This is a genomic window from Sulfobacillus thermosulfidooxidans DSM 9293 (assembly GCF_900176145.1).
Classification (GTDB): domain Bacteria; phylum Bacillota; class Sulfobacillia; order Sulfobacillales; family Sulfobacillaceae; genus Sulfobacillus; species Sulfobacillus thermosulfidooxidans.
On sequence record NZ_FWWY01000001.1, the window covers coordinates 1,953,194 to 1,975,471 of the forward strand.

At 48.3% G+C, this 22,278-nt stretch carries 22 protein-coding genes; 10 read left to right on the forward strand and 12 right to left on the reverse strand.

All coding sequences use genetic code 11. The annotated features are described in order from the left end of the window. Positions 1-166: 166 nt before the first annotated feature. From B8987_RS09795 to B8987_RS09815, 5 genes are all read right to left on the reverse strand, one after another. Complete coding sequence (locus B8987_RS09795; protein WP_084661396.1) at positions 167-1,450, reverse strand: hypothetical protein; 1,284 nt, start codon at positions 1,448-1,450, stop codon at positions 167-169. Continuing rightward, complete coding sequence (locus B8987_RS09800; protein ID WP_084661397.1) at positions 1,434-1,976, reverse strand: RNA polymerase sigma factor; 543 nt, start codon at positions 1,974-1,976, stop codon at positions 1,434-1,436. Before B8987_RS09800 ends, B8987_RS09795 begins: the two co-directional genes overlap by 17 nt. 7 nt (positions 1,977-1,983) lie before the next feature. Beyond that, positions 1,984-3,075, reverse strand: coding sequence for an acyltransferase (locus B8987_RS09805; RefSeq protein WP_084661398.1), 1,092 nt, complete (start codon positions 3,073-3,075; stop codon positions 1,984-1,986). Further along, complete coding sequence (locus B8987_RS09810) at positions 3,072-4,487, reverse strand: AMP-binding protein (RefSeq protein WP_084661399.1); 1,416 nt, start codon at positions 4,485-4,487, stop codon at positions 3,072-3,074. The genes B8987_RS09805 and B8987_RS09810 overlap by 4 nt, the downstream gene beginning before the upstream one ends. Before the next feature lie 78 nt (positions 4,488-4,565). Further along, a complete protein-coding gene (locus B8987_RS09815; protein WP_139793520.1) occupies positions 4,566-5,795 on the reverse strand; it encodes an MFS transporter in 1,230 nt (409 codons plus the stop codon). A gap of 293 nt (positions 5,796-6,088) precedes the next feature. On the opposite strand from B8987_RS09815, the gene B8987_RS19640 reads away from it, so the two are divergent. Continuing rightward, the gene (locus tag B8987_RS19640) at positions 6,089-6,862 is read left to right on the forward strand and encodes a zinc ribbon domain-containing protein (RefSeq protein ID WP_084661400.1); all 774 of its coding nucleotides are present in this window, start codon (positions 6,089-6,091) and stop codon (positions 6,860-6,862) included. Positions 6,863-6,932: 70 nt separating this feature from the next. Here the strand turns inward: B8987_RS19640 and B8987_RS09825 are convergent, their stop codons facing one another. Then, positions 6,933-7,601: a haloacid dehalogenase type II gene (locus tag B8987_RS09825; RefSeq protein ID WP_084661401.1), complete on the reverse strand. Its 669-nt coding sequence runs from the start codon at positions 7,599-7,601 to the stop codon at positions 6,933-6,935. Between the two features lie 192 nt (positions 7,602-7,793). After that, positions 7,794-9,281 (reverse strand): MDR family MFS transporter, encoded by a 1,488-nt coding sequence (locus tag B8987_RS09830; RefSeq protein ID WP_242940656.1) that lies wholly within the window; start codon positions 9,279-9,281, stop codon positions 7,794-7,796. 270 nt (positions 9,282-9,551) lie between these two features. On the opposite strand from B8987_RS09830, the gene nadC reads away from it, so the two are divergent. The 4 genes from nadC (at position 9,552) to pabB (ending at position 14,830) form a co-directional block, all read left to right on the forward strand. After that, positions 9,552-10,391 carry a carboxylating nicotinate-nucleotide diphosphorylase gene (nadC, locus tag B8987_RS09835; protein ID WP_084661403.1) on the forward strand — a complete coding sequence of 280 codons (840 nt, stop codon included), beginning with the start codon at positions 9,552-9,554 and terminating at the stop codon, positions 10,389-10,391. Continuing rightward, the gene (locus tag B8987_RS09840; RefSeq protein WP_084661404.1) at positions 10,388-11,902 is read left to right on the forward strand and encodes an L-aspartate oxidase; all 1,515 of its coding nucleotides are present in this window, start codon (positions 10,388-10,390) and stop codon (positions 11,900-11,902) included. Before nadC ends, B8987_RS09840 begins: the two co-directional genes overlap by 4 nt. A gap of 66 nt (positions 11,903-11,968) precedes the next feature. Then, positions 11,969-12,916, forward strand: a complete 948-nt coding sequence (gene nadA, locus B8987_RS09845; RefSeq protein WP_242823861.1) for a quinolinate synthase NadA — start codon at positions 11,969-11,971, stop codon at positions 12,914-12,916. 144 nt (positions 12,917-13,060) lie between these two features. Beyond that, positions 13,061-14,830 carry an aminodeoxychorismate synthase component I gene (pabB, locus tag B8987_RS09850; protein ID WP_084661405.1) on the forward strand — a complete coding sequence of 590 codons (1,770 nt, stop codon included), beginning with the start codon at positions 13,061-13,063 and terminating at the stop codon, positions 14,828-14,830. A gap of 35 nt (positions 14,831-14,865) precedes the next feature. On the opposite strand, the gene B8987_RS09855 is transcribed toward pabB, so the two are convergent. From B8987_RS09855 to B8987_RS09865, 3 genes are all read right to left on the reverse strand, one after another. Continuing rightward, positions 14,866-15,129, reverse strand: a complete 264-nt coding sequence (locus tag B8987_RS09855) for a hypothetical protein (protein WP_076006516.1) — start codon at positions 15,127-15,129, stop codon at positions 14,866-14,868. A 90-nt stretch (positions 15,130-15,219) separates the two neighbouring features. Then, positions 15,220-15,642, reverse strand: coding sequence for a hypothetical protein (locus B8987_RS09860; RefSeq protein ID WP_084661406.1), 423 nt, complete (start codon positions 15,640-15,642; stop codon positions 15,220-15,222). After that, on the reverse strand, positions 15,620-16,696 hold the full coding sequence (locus B8987_RS09865; protein WP_084661407.1) for a HipA family kinase: 1,077 nt from the start codon (positions 16,694-16,696) through the stop codon (positions 15,620-15,622). Before B8987_RS09865 ends, B8987_RS09860 begins: the two co-directional genes overlap by 23 nt. 79 nt (positions 16,697-16,775) lie before the next feature. Between B8987_RS09865 and B8987_RS09870 the strand changes: the two genes are divergently transcribed. Beyond that, positions 16,776-17,252: a hypothetical protein gene (locus tag B8987_RS09870; RefSeq protein WP_084661408.1), complete on the forward strand. Its 477-nt coding sequence runs from the start codon at positions 16,776-16,778 to the stop codon at positions 17,250-17,252. Positions 17,253-17,343: 91 nt separating this feature from the next. Here B8987_RS09870 and B8987_RS09875 read toward each other — a convergent pair whose 3' ends face one another. Further along, a complete protein-coding gene (locus tag B8987_RS09875; protein ID WP_084661409.1) occupies positions 17,344-17,745 on the reverse strand; it encodes a hypothetical protein in 402 nt (133 codons plus the stop codon). Between the two features lie 156 nt (positions 17,746-17,901). Continuing rightward, positions 17,902-18,036, reverse strand: a complete 135-nt coding sequence (locus B8987_RS20140; protein WP_020375972.1) for a hypothetical protein — start codon at positions 18,034-18,036, stop codon at positions 17,902-17,904. A 358-nt stretch (positions 18,037-18,394) separates the two neighbouring features. Between B8987_RS20140 and B8987_RS09880 the strand changes: the two genes are divergently transcribed. The 4 genes from B8987_RS09880 to B8987_RS09905 all read left to right on the forward strand — a co-directional run bounded on the left by B8987_RS09880 (position 18,395) and on the right by B8987_RS09905 (position 22,206). Beyond that, positions 18,395-18,925, forward strand: coding sequence for a histidine phosphatase family protein (locus B8987_RS09880; protein ID WP_084661410.1), 531 nt, complete (start codon positions 18,395-18,397; stop codon positions 18,923-18,925). A gap of 428 nt (positions 18,926-19,353) precedes the next feature. Then, positions 19,354-20,247 (forward strand): hydroxyacid dehydrogenase, encoded by an 894-nt coding sequence (locus tag B8987_RS09890; RefSeq protein WP_084661412.1) that lies wholly within the window; start codon positions 19,354-19,356, stop codon positions 20,245-20,247. Between the two features lie 63 nt (positions 20,248-20,310). Further along, positions 20,311-20,697 (forward strand): aspartate 1-decarboxylase, encoded by a 387-nt coding sequence (gene panD / locus B8987_RS09895; protein ID WP_020375976.1) that lies wholly within the window; start codon positions 20,311-20,313, stop codon positions 20,695-20,697. Between the two features lie 531 nt (positions 20,698-21,228). Further along, the gene (locus B8987_RS09905) at positions 21,229-22,206 is read left to right on the forward strand and encodes a lipoate--protein ligase family protein (protein WP_084661414.1); all 978 of its coding nucleotides are present in this window, start codon (positions 21,229-21,231) and stop codon (positions 22,204-22,206) included. The last annotated feature ends 72 nt before the right edge of the window (positions 22,207-22,278 follow it).

Sequence of the window (22,278 nt, forward strand, 5' to 3'; positions counted from 1 at the left end):
ATTTGTGTCCCGCAAAATACCATCCGAGAGCTCAAAGGTTCTATCGCAAAAACTTTTTTGTGGGCTCCGAACACATTACACTATGTCGATTATGGCTCAAAGAGATGAAGTCGGCAACGGACAAAACTGGATCCGTTGCGATTCAGTTTAAGAGGGTGACCCGCGATTAATGGGACTGTGGTACAAGATGGGTGATGAGATAAAGAGCACGGGTGACACTGGGAGCATACACGGCATAAGCTTCTTTGCCAATCATTCGCTCGGCAACAGCATGGATGTGGGGAGCACCCGCAAGGGTAATCGCGGAGACAGAAATCCCGGGCGATGAAGTCACTGGAGCCACATCTCCGGCTTTGAAAATAATTTGAGGAGAGAGTGTGGCGGGGACAGCCACGTTCTCAGGCAGGGGTTTGAGGGTTTTATACCACGAAATTTCATAGCCGCCTGGATTGACCCAACTATCCACGCTCATATAATAAGTTCCGGTGCGTGGGTGAACCGGTGGCAGGTAGATGGGAATATGGCATTGACTAATAATTAATTGCTCGTTCGAGGGCAATTTGCGTGGTAATGGGGAAATATGGGACTGGACCTTGGTGGCATAAGTGAGCTGCTGGTGATCTTTAACAGGCACTTCAACCACTTTAATATCTTTCACGCTTAAGGAATGAGCGGTTTTCATGACAATGTTTTCCTGAAGGGTAAACGGTTCGGCTTGGCTTAAGCGATTTTGAGACATGGAATGTGCCATCCATAGTAATTCTTGATTGCTCACGCTCATTTGAGAGACCAAAATCGTATAAATTTTGTGGTTATGCGGCCAAGCGACGGCTTTATCATGCCCTAAATCCGGCCAAAGCCAGAAGGTTTGTCCAAATTGGTGCACAATATGGGGATGCGGCCATAACGGATATTGGCTGGCCGTCACCATAAGCCACGGGCTTTGTTTCGCAAAGTAAGAGAAATTGGCGGAGGTAACCTTGGAAGCGACCTCGGGCCGCGCGGCTTTTTCACTCACTCCGATCCAATAATTCACTCGGGTATGCGTATCTTTGGGCATGGAATCTAACACGGGCAGGTGGCTCACTCCCGCTCGCACGACGGGAATCATGCCCGTCGCACTCAACGTCTCGTTAAAAGGCAAGAAGGAGGGCACGGGGATAACCGGCTGACGGTGGCCCTTAAGAAAGGGTATGGCAAAATTGAGAATTTTGGCGGCGCCTTGTAACTGCGTCGAGGGTGGGGATGCATGATGTGACCACGGAGCCCATACACTAAGAACAAAAGCCCCGGCCACAGCCACACTGCCCACGGTCAAAGACCATGACGCCCAAAACGGACGGGATTTGGGGGCTTTGACCGCATGAAATTCCGGAATTGGCATGGCATCCAGATGTTGATGGAGGGCCATGCGAATTTTTTCTTCCCACTCGTCAGATTTTCTCGTCATGTTCTGCCACCTCATTTCGTAGCCGTTTGCGTAACCGTGCCAATTTTGTTTTTAAAAAGGTTGGAGTCGTTCCTAAAATGGCGGCGGCTTCTTTTAACGGTAAGTCATGATAATACACTAAAACAATGGCCATCCGGTCTTTGGGTTTCAATTGGGCGATGGCATCCCACAAAACCGATAATTCCTGATTATCGTCGGAAATTTCGGCATGACCGGATTTCGAGAGGCTGAGCTGGTCAAATAATTGCACCTCTTGCCGCTTTTGACGAAATACATCCATGCATAAATGGGCTACCACCGTAAAGAACCAACGCAAAGGCGGCGATTTCCCATGGTGTTTGTCCCGGTATACCACATAACGGGCTAAACACTCCTGAACGATGTCTTCGGCCAAGGAGTAATCGCGAATCGTCGCCCAGGCAAAACGGAAAAGTTTAGGTGCAATCTGCTCAACAAATTCCACCAGTTCTTCTTCGCTGGCGGGATGCGCAACGGATAACTTGTTTACAGCTTTCGCGAAAATCACCTCGCCTTTATGGCAAGGCTGGAACCGGTGCCCGTTTTGGAGATGGCGCCGTAGAACGACCGGTGAGCCATAACCCCAGCCTTGTTCGCGATATCATTCTAATAATGCCTAAAGAGACGCTGGCTGTCACGATGACGCTGAAAATGTCGGCGATTGGCCACGGCATTTGGGTCGATGCCCATGAGGCTAAAGGCTCTAAAATCATGGGATGAATTAAGTAAATGCCGAGGGAGAACGTAGAAAACTGCCTTAATAGCCGTGACACCCAGCCCCATTTGACGGCTTCGGTAATCATTTGTCCAGCGACAAGCAAAAGGATAAAGGTCATAATCGAATAAGGTACCATGGCGGGCTGCAACACGCTTTGTGCCGTCATCAAATTTTTATGCTGGGCTGTCCATAAAAAGACGCCCGTGAGCATCATCCAACTTAATCCCCACCCGCTCGCAATAATCAAACGGTGCTGCCGTAAATATTGGGACACGTTTTCCCATGATGTGGCCAATAATCCGCCGGAGACAAAATAGAGGCTATAAGTCCAGACTTCAAGACCCGTGTAGTGATTGATGCCTTGAGGGTGAGGTCCCAAACCATAGGCATCATAAGCCATTAGAAGCAGTTCGAAGATAAACACTGTCGTCCAAAGGCGCCAGGGTCTCTCCCGGTAGCGGCGAATCATCCAAAAAAACACCGGGAAGATCGTATAAAATTGGATAGTAATCAACAAATAATAGAGATCAAATGCAGCATTACCCGTGGGCAAATCCGAAAGAGTCGTGGTGATAACAAGCCCAGGATGTTGCCATCCTAAAGTCCTGACGACATAAATAAGACTCCATAAAATATAGGGTATGCCGATAATGGGATAACGCTTGCGGAAAAATTTTTGCCAGGAGGTGGGCCGGTTCAACATGGCTTGCGTTAAGACCAGCCCCGTAATAGCCATAAAGACTTCTCGAGTAAAATGTAAAAGGGTGAGCACATAGGCACTGGGAAGTGTGCGCCCTTCGCTGGTAAACCAGGTTGCATGGACCATAATGACCCCTAATATCGTTAAACCCCGAACCATATCAACCGCCATTAACCGTTGAGATTTCATGCGTGCTGCCCTTCTTTCACCAGCATCCGGCGCTGAATTTTCCCTGTTGCATTTTTGGGTAAGGTCTCCACAAAGTGATAGGCGACAGGACGCTTGTAAGGGCTTAAATGTTGGGCCGATAACGCCCTAAGAGCCTCTTCAATTCCCGGATCCGATGACACAATATAGGCCACGGGTTCTTCCCCCAAAACGGGATGGGGACGGCCTACCACCACACATTCTTGTACGTGTTTGTCCTTGTAAAGAATTTCTTCCACTTCACGGGGAAAAATGCTCTCGCCTCCCCGTTTAATAACGTCTTTGACACGCCCGTCGAGATATAAATACCCGTCCTCATCAAAATGCCCGAGATCGCCCGTGTGATACCATCCCCCTGTCATTTCGGATAGAGCCCAGGCGTTCATGGGAAGGTGAGGTCGGATGACGGGACCACCCTTAATCCATACTTCAGAATTAATCAAGCGCACCATAATATTTTTGGGGCGACCCACGGAACCAGCAGGCCCTCTTTGTGGCCACGGGCCTGAGTTAACGGTGATAGGACCGCAAGCTTCTGTCATTCCATAACTTTCGATGACGGGAACGCCAAATTGCTCTTCGATGCGTTCTAAAAGAACATGACCTAAAGGCGCGGAAGCCGAGCGAATAAAGCGAAGGGACGCGTGGTGAGAGGAATGGTTGATGGGCAGCTGATGGGCTTGGTGCGATAATATGGTTAAAATTGTGGGAACGGCATTGATCCAGTTCACGTCCTGTTTTTGCACTGTATGCCAAAAGGTCTGCCGGTTAAACGGATCTAAAATTAGGGTACCCCCAGCTAACAAGGTGGAAAACAGCGCGATGACGGGTGCATTCACATGAAAAAGAGGGAGAGGTGAATACCCGCGGGAATCTTCCGTTAAGTGATGGGTTATTTTCACGGTGAGCGCTTGTTCCCATAGTTGGTCTTGTGCCAACCCTACGGTTTTGGGGTGTCCCGTTGAACCAGAAGTAAAAAGAATCATCCCACTAAAATTGTCTTGCCAGGGTTCTTCAGCGTCTTTGATCTCGGATTCTAATGTCCAACGGGAGTTAACGACCTGGTCTTTGTCATCATGAAGCCACACTCCGCAGTGAGCCTCTTTCAATTGACGCTGCCATTCTTCCCGAGGAGCTTTGGGATTTAACGGAACTACCACAAGATCCCAGGCTAACAAGGCTAAAAGCGCCACAGCAAAATGGCAGGGCGAGGAACTACTGAGCCCGATGGCTTGGTACGATTTGATGTGGTGCTGTTTCAAGAGACGATGAATTCGTTCGATTTCAAGCCCCACCTGTTCATAGGTTCTTATGGTGTCATCACAAACTAAAAACGGCTGGGTTAAATCGGGTAACGTCTTCCACCTGTTTACCGCCCAGTTATTTAGCGTCATGTGCTTGCTCCCTCTCAGTTTTTTGATGGGTTAAGGTCTTTTGGTTCCATATTTTTGGCACGTGGGATTCCGGGTTCGTTACCCGAGAGCAACGAACCGGGTTTCTTTAGCCCACAGACTTAAAGCCAATGTGCCTAACCAGGTGACGACCGCAGTAAAAATCAAGGTGCCTTGAATACCGGAAGAACTTAAGGCCTGCTCTAAGATAAATGGAGCTAAGGCCCCGCCCAGGAGTCTGGCAACCGCCTCAGCGGCTCCCACGCCTTTGGCTCGAATGGCTGTCGGATATTGTTCCGCGGTGAAAATTTTCATCGCGGGATCGACAGCAATGCCAAAGAATGAAAGAGCCATACCCGCCATGATAATTTCGGAAAACTGGTGAAGATGGCTGAAGAGCAAGGCAAACAATCCAGCGAAAAGAGTAAAGCTAATCAACAGCGGTTTCCGTCCAATCCGTTCGACGAGCCATGATTCGATGAGTTTGCCAGGAATGGATGCGGCCATGATGAGGCTGGCGAACAAGAGGGCTTGGTGGGCGCTAAATCCTTCTTTTAGAAGCAGCGACGGCATAAAGTTCATAATCACATAAAACAGCAGCAGCACAGCAGGGAAGGCAATCCAAAGCATGGCGGTTTGCCGTCTGAAACTTGGAGACCAGAGTTTTTTGGAGGATGGGATCACAGTAGACCTGGCTTGTGAGAGCCAAATGGGCGATTCAGGGACAAACCGCATAATCGCAATTAAAACCAGATAGCCAAATGCGCCCAGATAAAACATTTGGCGCCAACCTCCAGGCCCTCCATAGGGAATGATCCACGATGCTAGAAAGGGACTAGTGAAATAGCCAATGGATAAAAAGGCATCCAGAATGCCGGCGGATCGCCCTCGCGCATGTGACGGTGCCAATTCGGCAAAAAGCGTATAGGGGATAGGAAAGGTCGCTCCTAATCCCAGACCCGCTAAAAAGCGCAGGATGACAAACATTGTCCAATTGTCCGACAAACCAGTGAGGACGGTGAGTGTCGTATAATAGAGCAATGCAACTTGCAAAATGGTCTTGCGTCCCAATTTATCCGCTAAAACCCCTGCGGGGAATACGCCTAAGGCTACGCCCAGTGTCGGAGCAGAAACGACCGCACTGCTTTGCCAGGCACTCAAGTGCCACTGGGCCTTCAACGATGGCAAAACTGTTCCGGTTAACCCAATGTCATAGGCTTCAATGAGCCAGACCATCGCGACTAACAATAATAAACCCCATAAGCGCCACGACAGTGGATGTGGACGGTTGTTCTTCATTTCAGCAATCACCAGACACGGCTCCTTTTCGGTTTTATCCTAAAGACGAAAAAAATGGAGTTTGGTAATCACGGTCCAAAAAATTTTTTTGTGGAAAATCATGCAGAAAAAACCAAGGAGATAAAAGCACACGACGAGGCATGTTTTTTGACAACGGGGCGCAACTGCACTTTAAAATCGGGCTGGTGACATGGTTAAAATTACAGCTTTTCATTCGGAGGCGACTTGCTACAATGAAAGGCATGGATAAGAAAGGCATGGATATTTGATAAGGGTCTCGGGGAATTTGTGAGGAGGAATACGAGTTGAGTCAGCATAGTGGTTCGGATCAGCCCTTATGCCCAAAATGCCATCAGTTGGTACGTAGTGAGGATCGTTTTTGCCGGTACTGCGGTTATAAACTGACAAAACCGACCGCCACCTCTTTACGGAGCGGGCGCCCCACGAAACGTCTTCCCCGGTGGCCATTTGTATTGGTAGGACTGGCATTGGGGGTGGTGGCAGCGTTCGTTATCGGCAACCAGTCTCAAAAGGTCGCAACCACAGGCTCTTTCAAGAAGTCCTCTCTGTCACAGTCACATCAGCATTCTTCGCCACCGGTATCTCAATCTTCTCCGTCACCCTCTCCCTCTTCGTCTCCGAGTCCAAGTCCCTCACCGAGTCCAAGTCCCTCGCCCAGTCCGAGTCCATCCCAGAACCCCAGTCCGAGTCCATCGGCACAACCATCGTCGCAAGCTCAGAACTTTGTCAGCGTTCAGAATGTCTATCATGGCACCACATTAGGGTTGAGCCTTCCTACGGTGCTCGATACGGTCGAGTTATCCAGTCCGGGGGCTTGGCAATGGGGAAATAAAAAAGGGCAGGTCAGTATGGATGTGGTGGCGCACAAACCGTCGAGCATTTCTGACGCTTTAGGCCCTAGCACTTTTGGTACACCCATTATTCCTGAGGGGAAGAGAGTCTCTCAAACCATTTATGTCAAATGGCCGGGACAGGGATGGGTAGAAGTGTCCATGCAGGTTCCCCAAAAACATGAAGCGTGGCTGTCGACGATCGCGCAAAGTATCCATATCGGTTAATTGCGGGGTAGGGTGAAGAATGGTGTTCAGTGAGAAAATAAGAGCTCCGAAATCGGAACTCCTATTTTCTCTATAAAGTGGGCAGTGTTGCAGGCAATTCACTTAATGATGACGTTATGGCCTTGGGCCGTATGCCTAATTCTTCCGCCGGTAAGTACAAGCGGTTAATCCAAATCGTATGAAATCCAAAATGGCTGGCTCCGGCGATGTCCCAGCCATTAGATGAAACAAAAACCACTTGCGAGGGCGCTTGGTTAAATTGGGTCACAACCAGGTTATAAGCTTCAGGATGAGGCTTATAGTGTTGGGTGAGGTCCACACTTAACACCTCATCAAGGACAGCTTGCATTTGCGTGGCCTTTACGCCTTCTTGCAACATTAAGGGTGTTCCATTGGACAAAATGATAGGCTGATGTGATAAAGCCTTCAATGCGTTCAAAGTCGGAAGGGCATCATTAAAGGCAACGGGATTCCACCAGGCATGTTCCAAATCATTTTGTTCCGCCCGAGATAAGGACAGGTGAAAATACTGCAAGCTATACACTAATGCATCGTGAGTAATTTGGTCAAAGGGGACATATTGGTGCATTATGGTCCGTAAAAATGCGTATTCCAACTGCTTTTGGCGCCATAAGCTCAAAAGCCTTTGGGCGTTCTCCGGGTCTGTGAATCGTTCGCATTCCCTTTGAATTTGAGTGACATCCCATAATGTGCCGTAGGCATCAAAGACGACGATCATGATAAATCTCCTTTGTACGGTAGTCCGGTAGCACGGTGGCTTAACCGCTTTTTAGGCCAACATGCTGTATTGTCTAACCATTAAGGTTCGACCATACCCGATCTAAGCATTTTTCGTCATCACAGGATAATAATGACAACATGACTATAGTCTCTTCTTATGCCAACAACATCCTAATCCAATGCATCTTCATTAGGCATCTTGCTGTAAGGCGGATGAGGAACTTATCTGAGATTGTTTAGCATCTTTAGATTGTCTTGGCAAAAGCCAGGTGCTCAAAAAAGTTAAGAGCGCAAATCCCAACGCCATTTCAAACGCGTGATGTAATCCTAAGGCGGTTAAATGCCGGGCTAGAGCTTTTACGGATGGGGATAACGTGTGGCGCTTGGCCGGATTTAATAGGAGTTGGGTGGCTTGATTGGCGGTCAAATGCTGACTCTTTGGCAGATTGATTAACGTGCCCATTAAGGCTACGCCAATAGATCCACCAATCGTACGGAAAAACTGTGTGCTCCCGGTTACCACTCCGCGCAAATCCCAGGGAACTTGACTTTGTAAACCAATAAGTAAGCTCGTCAACGATAGACCGAGGCCGGTTCCGATAACCAATGTACTGGCGAGAACCACGAAATTTTGGGGAATGGCAGTGATGGCCATGAACACCGAACCACCGACCAATAAGAGCCCGCCAATGACAGCCACCGGGCGGTATCCTGAACGCACAATCAGTCTGCTAGACGCCATAGCGGCGATGGGCCATCCCACTAACATGGGTGTAATGGCCCGTCCCGCCGCCGAAGCTGTTCCGAATTCGACGCTTTGCACAAACAGCGGCACAAACGAAATCAATCCAAATAGCAACATGCCGGCAAATAAATTGACCCCGGTGCTGAAAAACACAAATGGCTGGCGGAACAAAGGTAAGGGTAAAATCGGTTCTTGCGCGGAACGTTCCACACGCAAAAAACTCCATGTGATCAGGACCCCAAGCCCCATAAAGACCAAGCGAAGAGGCAAGTGCCACGACGTTTGCATTAATCCGATTAAGAACCCGGTGACACCGATGGTGAGCAGAATTGTTCCCAGAGTGTCGAGTTTATGCACTTTCTTTTCCACGGTTTCATGAAATGTGGTAATTAAGATAATCATGGCCACAATGCCCACAGGTAGATTGATTTCAAAAACCCAGCGCCAACTGGCATTTTCGACAATCCAAGCGCCAATTAACGGACCAATAATGGCCGACAAACCCCAGACGGCGGAGAATAACCCTTGGACCTTGGCACGTTGTTCTAATGTAAAAAGATCTCCGACAATCGTTAAAGCCACGGGAAGGACGCCGGCGGCTCCGAGCCCTTGTAGGGCACGGAAAAGGATGAGTTCGGGCATACTTTGCGACAAGCCGGACAGCACAGAACCCAAGGTGAAAATGAACGTCCCCGCTAAGAAGACGGTTTTGCGTCCATACATATCGGCCAGTTTGCTGTAAATGGGCACCGGTGTGGTAGAGGTCAAAAGATATGCCGAAAAGACCCATCCATAAATCGCGACCCCATGGAGATCATTAATAATGCTAGGCATCGCGGTGCCAACAATCGTCATGTCCAGAGCCGACAGAAACATCGCTAATAAGATCGCGATGACAATCCAAACCTTGCTGCGTGAAGCGGTAATTGGCAAGCCGGATCCCTCTTTTCTTAATTTAACGTTGACGTAAAATGCAGACATTTTCCGTTCAATAAAAAAATCACTCCTTCACTATATCATACTTTTTTGCTGTTGCATGTCTTTTGATTGCCATCAATACGGCAACACCTAAGCGGTGAACAAATCGACAAAGACTCCGCTCGTCAAATTATGTCTTGTCACCAAGACGTTTCTTCGTTTAAACTACAGGTGTCATGACAGGTGTTATATATAGATAAATGATTTCACGCGCGGAGGGAATACATGTTGATACAGGCCTGGCACAAATTGGCGCAACAAGGCTTAGAAGAAGATGTTGGGCATGGCGACATCACGACCGAGCTCACTATACCAAAAGATTTGCAAGGGACAATGAACTTTACCGCGCGTCAAGAACTGGTGATTTGCGGATTACCCATTATCCAAGCCGTTTATGATCAGTTAAATCCCGCTGTCAGCATTTGCTTGTACCGCCAGGAGGGAGAGAAGTGTCAGCCACAGGATGTTGTGGCATCCGTTAAGGGACCTGTGCAATCCCTATTAATGGGTGAGCGGGTGGTCCTCAATGTGTTGACGTGGCTAAGCGGCATAGCCACCATCACCCGGGATATGGTGGACAAAATCTCAGATTTACCCGTCAAAATTCTAGACACCCGCAAGACCCGTCCCGGGCAAAGGATTTATGAGAAATATGCTGTCAAAGTAGGCGGAGGTCACAATCACCGGTTTGGTCTATATGATGCCATTTTGGTCAAAGACAACCATGTGGCGGCAAAAGGTGGAATGGCCAATGCGTTGCATGACATTCGCCGGCACGCCCCACACGGCATGTTTATTGAAGTGGAAGTTGACAGGCTTGATCAAATACCCGAGGTTTTAGCAGCGCAGGTGGATGGCATTTTATTAGACAACATGTCGGTGGAAGAGGTACGTCAAGCCGTTTTATACATTAATCACCGAGTGTTTGTGGAAGCATCGGGAGGCATTAACCCAGCCAATTTACGCGAAATGGCCGAGACGGGGGTTGATGCGATTTCGCTGGGTTATATCACGCATTCAGCGCCCTACGTGGATATTGGAGCAGACTGGGAGGTGAGAGGATGAACGTTGATGCCCTGGTGATTGGGGCAGGCATTGGCGGTTTGGCCACGGCACTAGAAATGGCGCAATTTCACGATGTGCTTCTCTGTGCGCCCTCTCAGGGCTGGAAACACGGGAGTACATACCGGGCGCAAGGAGGCGTGGCCGTAGCACTGGGTCCTGATGATCATTGGCGGTATCATCTAGAAGACACGCTAACGGTGACAAGGGGTCTGGCCGATCCGGGGGCTGTGCGCATTCTTGTCCAAGAGGGGCCTGATGTGGTGCGCCCTTTAATTGAGGCCGGCATTTTTCAGATGTCACCCGGTTCTCTTCAGCCTGAATTAGGCCGGGAAGCAGGGCACCGCCAGTCCCGCATTCTTCATGCGCCCGGTAGTCTAACGGGCCGAGCCATTGGCCAATATCTGTATGAACAAGCCTCTCACCATCCCCGCATTCAATGGTTAGAGGGACGGGCCGAACAACTCATCGTGGATTCAAATGGATATTGCCTGGGGAGTTGGATTCGGACAAGTGCCTCAGATTATCTTCCGGTGCTCGCTCCGGTAACCGTTTTAGCCACCGGTGGCTACGGCGCCTTATGGCGGTACACGACGAATTCGAAGGAGTCCATTGGCCAGGGATTGTGGTTAGCCTATGAAGCCGGGGCAGAACTTGTGGATTTAGAATTTTTGCAGTTTCATCCCACTGTCTTATCGGAACCTGGGATAGACCGGGGTGATGCGTTGTTGCTAACCGAGGCCTTACGCGGGTTTGGCGCGCATTTAATCAATGAACACGGAGAGCGTTTCATGAAGGATCATCCGGGTCAAGAATTAGCGGGTCGTGACGAGGTCGCCCGGGCTGTATACAAACAGACGCAAGCATTTCTGACACTGCAACATCTCAATGCTACCGAGGTCTATAATCATTTTGGAAAATTAGCGGAGCTTGTCGCACAACGCGGATTTGATTTAGCGCATGATCATTTGCCGGTGGCGGCGGGTGCCCATTTTTCCATGGGGGGCATCCGGACCGATCATGTTGGCCAAAGCAGTATTCCTGGCCTTTATGCGGTCGGCGAAGTGGCGTGTACTGGCGTGCATGGGGCTAATCGCCTAGCATCCAACTCGCTATTAGAAGCCCTTGTGTTTGCAAGGCGTATTGCCCAATACACGAAAAACGTCACCTCGGTGTCGATAAGACTCCCTCATCTTGTGCCCCCTGCTGCATCACGCATTTCCGATTCCGAAATCCTCGAACAATTAGGGGACCTCATGGATGAATATTTTGGGGTTATCCGCTGCCCGGAAAAAATGGCTTTAGGTCTTAAACGGTTGCAGGAAATGCATGAATCTCGCCCTCATTGGATCTTGGCATTGTCTCTTCTGATTGCTAAGTCCGCCTACTCGCGCAAAGAAAGTCGTGGAGCCCACTACCGTTCAGATGTACCGCGCAGTGATCCCAAATGGGTCGGGCACCTGGTTCATCAAAAACAGCAAGGTACCCATTTTCGGCAGTTGGCAGTGGGTTAATTGGCTTGCCGATCAGTGGTGAAAAGCGTCACACGGGACTCAAGGTCTAGGGATAAATAGGAGGTTATGATGGCACAAACACGGACAGAGACTTTGATTGAAGAAATCCAGAATTTGAAAGCTCAGCACAACGCGGTGATATTAGCCCATAATTATGAACCCGGTCCAATTCAAGACATTGCCGACTTTCTAGGAGATTCGTTAGCTTTGGCTCGCTGGGCACAAAAGAGTTCTGCGGATGTGCTGATTATGGCCGGTGTCTATTTCATGGCGGAAACGGCATCGATTTTGTGCCCGGATAAAACGGTGCTTATTCCGGACAAGGAGGCGGGATGTTCCCTAGCCGACACGATTACTGAGGAACAGCTGCTGAAATGGAAACAAGAATATCCAGATGCTGTGGTCGTCTCCTATGTCAATACCTCTGCCAGCATCAAAGCATTGTCCGATTATTGTTGTACCTCGGCCAATGCCGTAAAAGTTGTGGAAGCGATTGACCCAAACCGTGACATTTTGTTTTTACCGGATTTCTTTCTTGGTTCTCACGTTATTCGCATGACAGGACGGAAGAATATTCATTTGTGGCACGGGGAATGTCATGTTCATGCAGCCATTGAAAATGAGACGATGTTGAAAAAAGTGCATCAAAATCCCGGTGCTGAACTTTTAATTCATCCCGAGTGTGGATGTACCACCAGGGCCTTGGCGATACCGCCAAAAGAGGCTCATGGCTTGGTATTGTCGACGGATGGGATGCTTTCTTATGCTCGCAATTCCGAAGCCCGTACGTTTATTGTGGCGACAGAAGTGGGACTCTTACATCGCCTTCGCAAAGAAAATCCTGACAAAGAATTTATTGCTGCCCACGATGAAGCGGCCTGCCCGTATATGAATATGATTTCGCTCGAAAAGATTCGCGATGCCCTGCGCTATGGCCGTTATGAGGTCAAAGTGCCAAGCGCAACGCGAGAAAAAGCTCTGATTCCTCTTGAGCGGATGGTCGCTGTCGTTTAAAGTGGGCGTGATGCCTTTCCACGGACCTAGGGTGGATCACGTCTTGTGCCACTGAACAAGGAAAAAATAACTCGTGAGAGACCAAAAAGCCTCACCGTGCCGGGACAAAAGGGCGTCGACAACATAAAATGGCGGTGAAAGCTGATGCGGGTACGGCTCGATTTTCCCAGTGATATGGATAAACCCTTGATGTTTACCCATCCACTTCACGTGATTTTTGTCCATCAATATCAAGACGTGATGCCCGCCTTGGAAGAGCTTGTGTCATGGACTCACAAGGGATATTGGATTGCAGGATTTTTAAGTTACGAAGCGGCTTATGGGCTCATTGATGACGGGACCTATGCATCTTATTTTTCTTCCGTGGCGCCTGAAGTTGCTTTGCCGTTATTGGGCTTTGGGATTTTTGAGGGTCCCACTGGACTTTGGGATATCGAGGACAACCATGCGAATTATCAGGTGGGCGAGTGGGTCATAGATCACCCGGGAGATATCTCCTCTTATCGCCAGAAGATTGCCCAGGTTAAAGAGGCTATTAAACAAGGTTTGACTTATCAAATCAATTACACCGTGCGTCTTCATACATCCTTTGTGGGTCATCCTTGGCCTTACTACCTGGCATTGAAGGACGCGCAAAAAGCGCCTTATAGCGGATATATTGAATGGGACGATCATGCCATTTTATCGGCTTCGCCCGAGTTATTTTTCGCGTTAAAAGATGATGATGTCATCACCCGACCGATGAAGGGAACCGCACCGAGGGGCCGCTATTACGCGGAAGATCAGCAGATGAAAATGGCCTTAGAGCAGTCCAGGAAAAATCGTGCGGAAAATATTATGATAACGGATTTGTTCCGAAATGATTTGGGGCGTATTGCGGAGCTGGGAAGTGTCCAGGTGCGCTCGTTGTGCCAGGCTGAAGCCTATCCCACAGTCTGGCAACTGACATCGGAAATTAGGGCAAAGATGTCTTCACCTGTGTCATGGCTTAAAGTGCTAAAAGCGCTGTTCCCGTCGGGTTCTATCACAGGGGCACCGAAGTTGAGTAGCATGCAAATCATCCAACAACTCGAAACATCCCCTCGTGAGATTTACTGCGGGTCTCTAGGTTACGTGAGCCCGTCGGGGGAAGCCACCTTTAATGTGGCGATTCGCACCGTTTGGATTGATAGGCACAAAAACCGCGCGATGTTTGGGACAGGTGGCGGTATTACGTGGGACTCGCGTCCCGACGACGAATATGAGGAACTCCTGACTAAGGCCCGGTTTTTGACGGTAAGACAGCCTCAATTTTCGCTGTTGGAAACGATAAGACTTGATTATGGGCAATTTTGGCTGTTGTCCTATCATGTAGAGCGGCTTAAGGCGGCCGCGGCCTTTTATCACATGGTTTTTGATCCCAAGGAACTTCAGCGCGTCTTAGAGAAGATTCGGACCACCTATCAAAAAGGTCTATGGCGGGTCCGCCTCATGATGGATGGCAAAGGACATATCATTGATGAAGTCCTACCGTGGACCGCAGTGCCTGCCGGGGTGCAAAAAGTGACATGGGCAACAGAGCCTATCTTGTCGAGCAATCCCCTGTTTTTCCACAAGACGACGCAAAGAGACTTTTATAACCATGTCCATCCCATCGATTCTCCCTTTTTCGATCACGTATTGTGGAACGAAGCGGGGGAAGTGACGGAATTTACGCGGGGAAATATCGTGGTACGATATCAGGGTCAACTCCTGACTCCGGCCCAGGACTCAGGACTATTGGCGGGCACCTACCGCGCCTTGTTGCTCGATCATCATATCATCCAAGAAGCGCATATTTTAAAAGAACAGCTTGCGCAGTGTGATCAGATCTGGTTTATTAATAGTCTTCACGGCTTTGTCCCTGTGCAGTTAATCCATCAGGGAGCGCAATGATGAAAGGGAGCCTTTGGGCTCCCGTATCCATTCGATTAAATTTCTTTTTTCCAGTCTTTAAGGGTCTTGGCGACCTCGTCGGCCGTGACTTGCCCACGGATTTCGATGTGTTGCCCGTCCTCGAGCAGGGTAAAGGAATCAATTTTGGCGAGAAATTCTTCGTCACCACATGAACAGGAACCGCCTGAGCATTCGTTGACGAGATCTTGTACCGCCTCTTTATTGACACCAGGCAATTCTACGATAACCTTGTCGGAAGTTTTATCCGCCTTAATTTTTGCCACGTCCCGAATATCCATCACAAACCTCCTCTATATATCAACATATATTGATACATAGAGATAGAGGTTTTCAGCTGGTGTGTCAATGACCTGGGGGCGCCCGAGCGGCTATGGGTGTCTATGGGAATGTTCAGGATTTGGGTGGTGGGCCCAGGATTTTAGATGATTTTCGAGAAGGCTATTCATATCTTGTTGCCAGCTGTCCCATAAGGCGTTCAGTTTTTGCCTCAATAGAGTTTGCATGAGGTGGATATCGTCTTCACTGATGGCAGCTGGTGAAGGTGTGCCGAGTATTTGGCGGATGTGTTCAAACTGTTGATATTTTTGAAGCTGGTTGATGTGATCCGGTTCCAATTTTTCTAGCAGTTGAAGTCCGGCGGACAGGGCTAATGAAATAACGTGAGGCCACATGGACGGGGGAAACCGACTGAGATATTCGGGGATGGTCGAATCAACAGGCAGCGAGTCGACGCTAAGGGTATGGTGGATCATATCAAGCCGGGTGATTTTAATCGGATTCTTGCTCTCCATGGTCAGTGGATACCCCCTTGACGGGTGTGCTGGCGATGATTTCTTCGTCTGTGTCTTCGTGATTATAGGTATTCATATCACTAAGCGGCAAAGCCTTCTCGTTTTGCTGAGTCAGCGCATAAGATCCATCATTTTGACTGGGATTGATGTTTAAGTCTGAATCCGTGTCTTCTTGGGGTGGGTGACTATCAAAGTCATCTTGTGCTAAAAGTGAAGGGGATTCCAAAGGCGCGTCCTTAATGGGAACAACCTCTTTAAGACTTTTGTTGTGATTGTACAGCCATTCTAAATGCTGGGCCACTTTTTCCAATTTCTTTTGCCGGTAAGTCAGAAACTCCACAATAGCTTCTTTGCGTTCAGCGGACAGACCCCACTGTTTAGGCACGGTATTGACAATCTCCCTAAGATCCCATGACGTTAGAGATTGCATTTTGTTTAAAGCGGAATCAAATGTCAAGCGGCAGGGAATGTCCTCAGCAATGGCGGTTAGGGGAGAGGGTAAAGGAAATTGGCGGCGGTAGCGTCGCAAACTTTCAATTGACCATAATGGACCGCCAGGAAAGATGAAGCCATGGTCAATGATGATGAATTGAGACGATGGGCCTTGAGGAATCCGTAAAATATGAGAAAATTTGACGTCGCGATTATAGAGCCACGATTCAAAGAGCGCGCATAACGGGAGTTGGGACCAATTTGATAAATCATCAATCCTATCGGTTCTTTTGAGAGAACGGGCTTCGGCAATATAGAGTGTGCCAAACTGTAAGCCTGGCTGCCAGCGATATTTGGTCAGATACGGCATTTCCCTCAATTGATCCCAGGATACATCGACTAAGACCACCTCAGGGACGGGAACACCAAGGGCATGGCCTAACAGGGTGCCAATCAAGTCGCTAGATAAGCTGCGTGTAGTTTGCGGGTTATGTTGGAATTTAACATGCACAATACGCCCATCTTCTAATCGCAATAATAAGGGTTTAGAGCCGCCAGCACCTTGGGGGCGAATAAATTCGGCGGCTTTGACAATTTCCAGTGGATAACGAGAATCGCTCATGACAATACCCCTTTGGCTCAGAGTCATATAAAGGCATGGGCTAACATAATCAAGGAAGTATGAAAGGACTGATGGCATAATGGATAAAGGTCGTGAGGAATCGGTAAAAGGTTCCGGGGCTCATAGTGCTGATCATGCCCAAATGGAAAAACGCAGCCCCTTACAAGCCCGGTGGACGTCGTCATTGGACATGGGTCAGGTTGACAAACATAGTGAGCGGCCGGTGGATGCCAATGACCTTACCGCCTCAACCTCCGCCAGCAAGGACACAGCCTCGGTGAACCCGCCGCCAGCTAGTCATTCCGCGGACAGAAGTGCCAAGACGCCAGATCCGGACAAAAATACGCCTTTGCACCCGTCTCAGTTAATTCATCAGTTACGAGACGTGGCGGCCTCATTGGTACAGCTGGCTCAAAGCTTAGAACAGTTAGAAAATGTTTTGCACGCTCATTCTGATCCTTTACCACCTAAAGAGCCTTCAGCCTCCAATTTGTCGCAGCTTGTGAAAGATCGCCCTGATTTACAAGCTCTTCTGCGCCAATACCTATTTAAGTGAAGAGGGATTCTGTGTGAAATGATCCCTGGGGGGAAAGCTAGCCCTTATGGAGGAATTCCTAGGTTCCTAGCCAGCTCCCCAGAGAACGGCATTACGATTGCGAAGAGAAACGTCCAATCAAGGGTAGGATGCGATCGAAGAAGGGCAGACGGTCAATGCCCACCAGGTTGGAAATCGGTATGATCACTTGATCGCGGAATCCAAGACTTACACTGCCCGCAATCACGTCGCGCATGACAATAAAGTCACTTGCTACCTGGTATAGATTGCCTACCAAAGTCGAAGCATTATCGACGGCTGAAGAAAGACTCACGCGAACATAGTCCCCGACCAGCGAGGATAAGTAGGCGTCAAAACTCGACGGAATGCTAGATTCTTCCGATTCACTCGATCCAAAGGAATTTTGTTCGCCCAACAAAAATAACAAAGGCAATAAATCACGCCGTTGACCTAATAGTAAAAGCGGCAATAACTCTTCCCAGGATGTATTCACCTACAATTCCTCCTCAATTTCGTATATGCGACATTGTCGGTATGTGACTCCAACGCAACTCGGTCCGGACCTCAGGACCCTAGGACTTTACCGGGTACTGTCCTAAGGTCCGGAAATGATGTGACAGGTTCTCTCGCAGGATATGGAGTCGGTGTCTTAATAGGAGCAAGAACGCGAACTGCGGCTGCGAGGAAATTCTCCGACCAATAAGAGTAATAAGACTAAGTCAATCGGGAAATGACGGCGATGATGGTGATGATGATGCGATGAACAACTTTGAGATGGATTCATGATTGGCGCCTCCTTATGGTATGCCAGCTAAACCGTCATACGTGAGCGAGAATACGTGTATGACGAATGACGATGTTCTTCCAATAACACCAGCAATAAAAGCAAGCCGATCGGAAAATGCCGGCGACGCCTACAGTGATGCGTGTGGCTCACCTATGCTACACCTCCTGTCGTAGATCGACTTCACAGGCATCCTATTCAACAATTTCCTTATGTGACACAAAGTGGAAAAGATTTATGGAATGGCTTTTTGGTGCGATCATCTTCATTGAGACCCTATTGACGAATTGTCTATTGAAACCCGCATGGGAGGCATGATAATGTAGCAAAAACTCAAAAATCTGAAAGGAGGCCGCCCATGGAATGTTATTTAATTCGGCATGCGGAAACTGTACTGAATCGTAAAAAAGTGCTGCAAGGATGGGCTGATGCCCCCTTATCAGATAACGGGATAATCCAGGCTATGAAATTGTCTGGCGTCTTGCCACCATGGCCCATTTTTAGCAGTGATTTAAAACGGGCATTACATACCGCAGAACTCTTTGCGGCTCCTGGACAACGCATTCAGCCCGATGCCCGGTTGCGTGAAATTCATGTCGGAGTATGGCAAGGACTGTCTAAGGACCGTTTAGGACAGACCTCTTTATGGCAACAATACCAACGGTCCCCTTCGACCTTTCGGTTTCCTGACGGTGAGAGTTTAAAAGATTTGCAAAACCGTATTGTCGGAGCTTTTTATGAATATCAAGAACGTCTTGATCGCTTTATTATCGTCTCCCATCGTCTCGCCATAAAAAGTCTCTTATGCCATTTACAAGGTTGGTCCTTAGACCAAATCCACAGCATCGATCTACCGAATGCGGCTGTTTTGCACATTTATCATGATTAACGCCGGGTAATCAGAACCATCACACAAGAAATGATGATGGGGCTCAGGGTTTAAAGACATTTTGACCGGACAAAAACGACCGTGATATGGTTAACCCACAATATATGGGCGGGAGTGCGTTAAACCTAGTGTTTAGTTTCTCTCGCTTCCTCTCGTGATTAAGAGGGTTTTCTCACCCGCCTTATCTTTACGCGTTATGGGGAAACCATGATCATCCCTTGAGAATAAAATGAGATGAAGCGAGCGGAGCATGGCAGGGTTTTTGAAAAAGGACTCGTGTGCAAAGCCGGATAAATCTTTTTGATCAGGGTTTAAGATTTGCCACCAGTGTACGTCCTGGTTATATGGATCGGCGCCCAAAAGGATGACGAGATGTTTATTAAGAACACGATGTCCAAAGTCGATAGAGAAACAAGGAGAAGCCACCAATGATCGTGATATCGGAAAGGGTACATCCCATAGCGCTAGAAATGCTGTCATCCTATGAGATTTACTATGATCCTGACCTGTATTCCCAGCGCGGAGCATTGTTAAGAGTGTTATCCAGGGCGCGCGGTTTAATTGTGCGCAACAAAACTCAAGTCGATGCGGAACTTTTGGCCCATGCCCCGCATTTGAAAGTGGTGGGACGTTTAGGGGTCGGGCTCGACAATATTCAGACGGATTTGTTATCAGCACAAGGGATTCAGTTAATCGTTCCCAGGGGTGCCAATGCCGTTTCCGTGGCAGAATATGTACTGGGCATGCTCATTGCCTTTCAACGCCATTTATTGGCTTTGACGCAGCAAGTTCGTCAAGGTGGGTGGATACGCGACATGTCTGGCTTAGAAATAGATGGAAGAACATTGGCTGTGATCGGATATGGGGCTACGGGGCAAGCGGTGGCACAAAGGGCGCAGGCGTTTCATATGCGTCTTAGAGTCTACGATCCTTTTGCCCAAGTGCCACAAACATGGGCAACCTCAACATTAGAAGAGGTTTTAGACGGGGCGGATGTGGTGAGCTTGCACGTGCCTTTGACAGCAAAGACCTTTCACCTGCTCAATGAAAAGACGCTCGCAATCTTACCCCACCACGCGACAGTCATCAACACGGCACGTGGGGAATTAATTGATGAGTCCCAGTTATTGGCGGCATTGACCAAAAAACAGCTAGGGGGCGCGATTCTTGACGTGCGCGAAGTAGAACCGCCTAAAGCATCCGATGAATTACTGGGTCTCGCCAACGTGTGGTGTACACCACATATTGCCGGATTAACCGAGGACAGTCAAATAGCTATCGCACGCTACGTCGCGCAAGGTCTTATCGGGGTTTTAGGCTAAACGAGACAACTTTTTTCCTTCTCGGGTTCACGGTAAGATAGATGAAGAGAAAGGAGTATGGGGATGCAATACCGGATGTTAGCAGCAAAGATTCACCGTGCTCGAGTGACGGAAGCCAATTTGAATTATGTGGGTTCTATTACCATTGATCAGGAGTTACTAGATGCTACGGGTCTTTTGCCTTATGAAATGGTTCAAATTACGAATTTGTCGAACGGAGAATTGTGGCAAACCTATATCATTCCCGGACCGCCGCATGGGGGAGATATTTGTCTTAATGGTCCGCCCGCCCGCTTGTTCCATCCGGGAGATTTGGTGATTATCTTAGGATTTCGATTGTATGATGCCGATGAATTATCGTCTCATCAACCGACGGTGGTTTTTGTCGATGAAAATAATCACATCACGGAAGTGGTCCGAGAAGAAACTCCCTTTCGTACTAGCCCGTAAGAGGAACGGAAGATACTCGACTTAAGATTCTTAGAGTTTTGGTCTCTTTGGGGATGATCCCCAAGGCATATCATTAGGACCAATCTGTTTAAAGAATTCTTAGGTCGAGTATTTTTATGGAACCATGCTCCACGAGCCGAATAGGGACTATTGATGACATCATGGGCCAGAAAGATTCAGCCGCAAAACTTGTCGCCTTCATGGCGACTTGTTTTGTCGCAGCCAATAGGAAAGATAAGAGGCATAAGACGGATAAGAGGAAAGAGTTCCCCGGTTTTTTTACAACAGATGAGCTCACGAATTAACAAAATGCCGATGTTGATTGCAACGATATGATAATTCTTGAACTTCGTGTTGATTAGGATGGCTTTCAAAGAAAAACGGAAAACGAATGAAAGAAAGTAAGAATTGTCGAGAGGACTAGGACGATATGGCAAAAATAATTTACGAACAAAGTAATTTAATAAAATGTTCGTGATATAATTTAAACTTGAATACAATAAATTGAATGACAATTAGCGGGGTGAGTTAATGCTGCCACTGTATCTGGCTGGCGATGTGAACTGGCTAATGAGTCAAGCATTGTATCATGGTTTACCCGTTTTACATGAGGAAGGCATTATCTTATGTTGGCCCAAAGAACCCTATGTCTCGCTTGGTTGTCATCAAGACTGGGATGACTTCGACGAAAATGCTCCAGTCCCTGTTGTTCGACGACGGGTGGGAGGTTCTTTAGTTTATCTTGATAATCAGCAAGTATTCTTTCAAATTATCCTCGATCCCTCGAAACATCCCCGCTTAAAAACTCCCGATCAGTGGTATCAGTTTGCACTCACTCCGGTGATTGCCTGTCTAAGTCATCTTGGCTTTAGCGCACAATTTAAACCGCCAGCCGACATCCTTGTTCAGAACCGCAAAATATCTGGAAATGCTGGGGGACAAATCGAGGATAGTGTGGTGATTGTGGGCAATGTGTTGTTGAGCTTTTCCCTTGAAATGATGGCCCGTGTTCGAAAAGGCTCGGTGCAATTCAAGCAAGCCTTTGCTGAAGCGATGAGCCGGCATTTGGTGACATTAGAAGAATTGACGAGAGGGAGAACATGGACGCCTGATGAGGTGATGCCATTATTGGCCCAATTTTTTGTTGCCCAAATGGATGCACACATCATGGATATTCCGTGGGAACGTTGGCAACCCATGCTTGAGGAAGTTGGAGCTCAACTGATAAAGCCACAGTGGTTACACGCTCCTGGCTATCGTCCCCCTTATCATCAAGTTAAAGTACGCGAAGGGGTCTATTTAAGACAGCCGCGGGATGGTAGTCTGCCCGATGTGATTGCGGAAGTGGACACCGAGAAGAAATTGTTAACGGCACTATGGAATAGTCCTTTTGACATCCCGTTGCCGTTAACGCAGGAATCTCTTGTCACCGAGGTCCCACAAGGGCCGTTTCGTGATGTTCTTTTTGAGTTAATGGACGTAAAGGTTAAAGATTCTTTGTTGTCTTAATTTTGGGGAAGTGATGAACCCTCAAAGTTTCTCGTGATTTATGGCCTGATTCATGATTTGTTGTATCGTCAT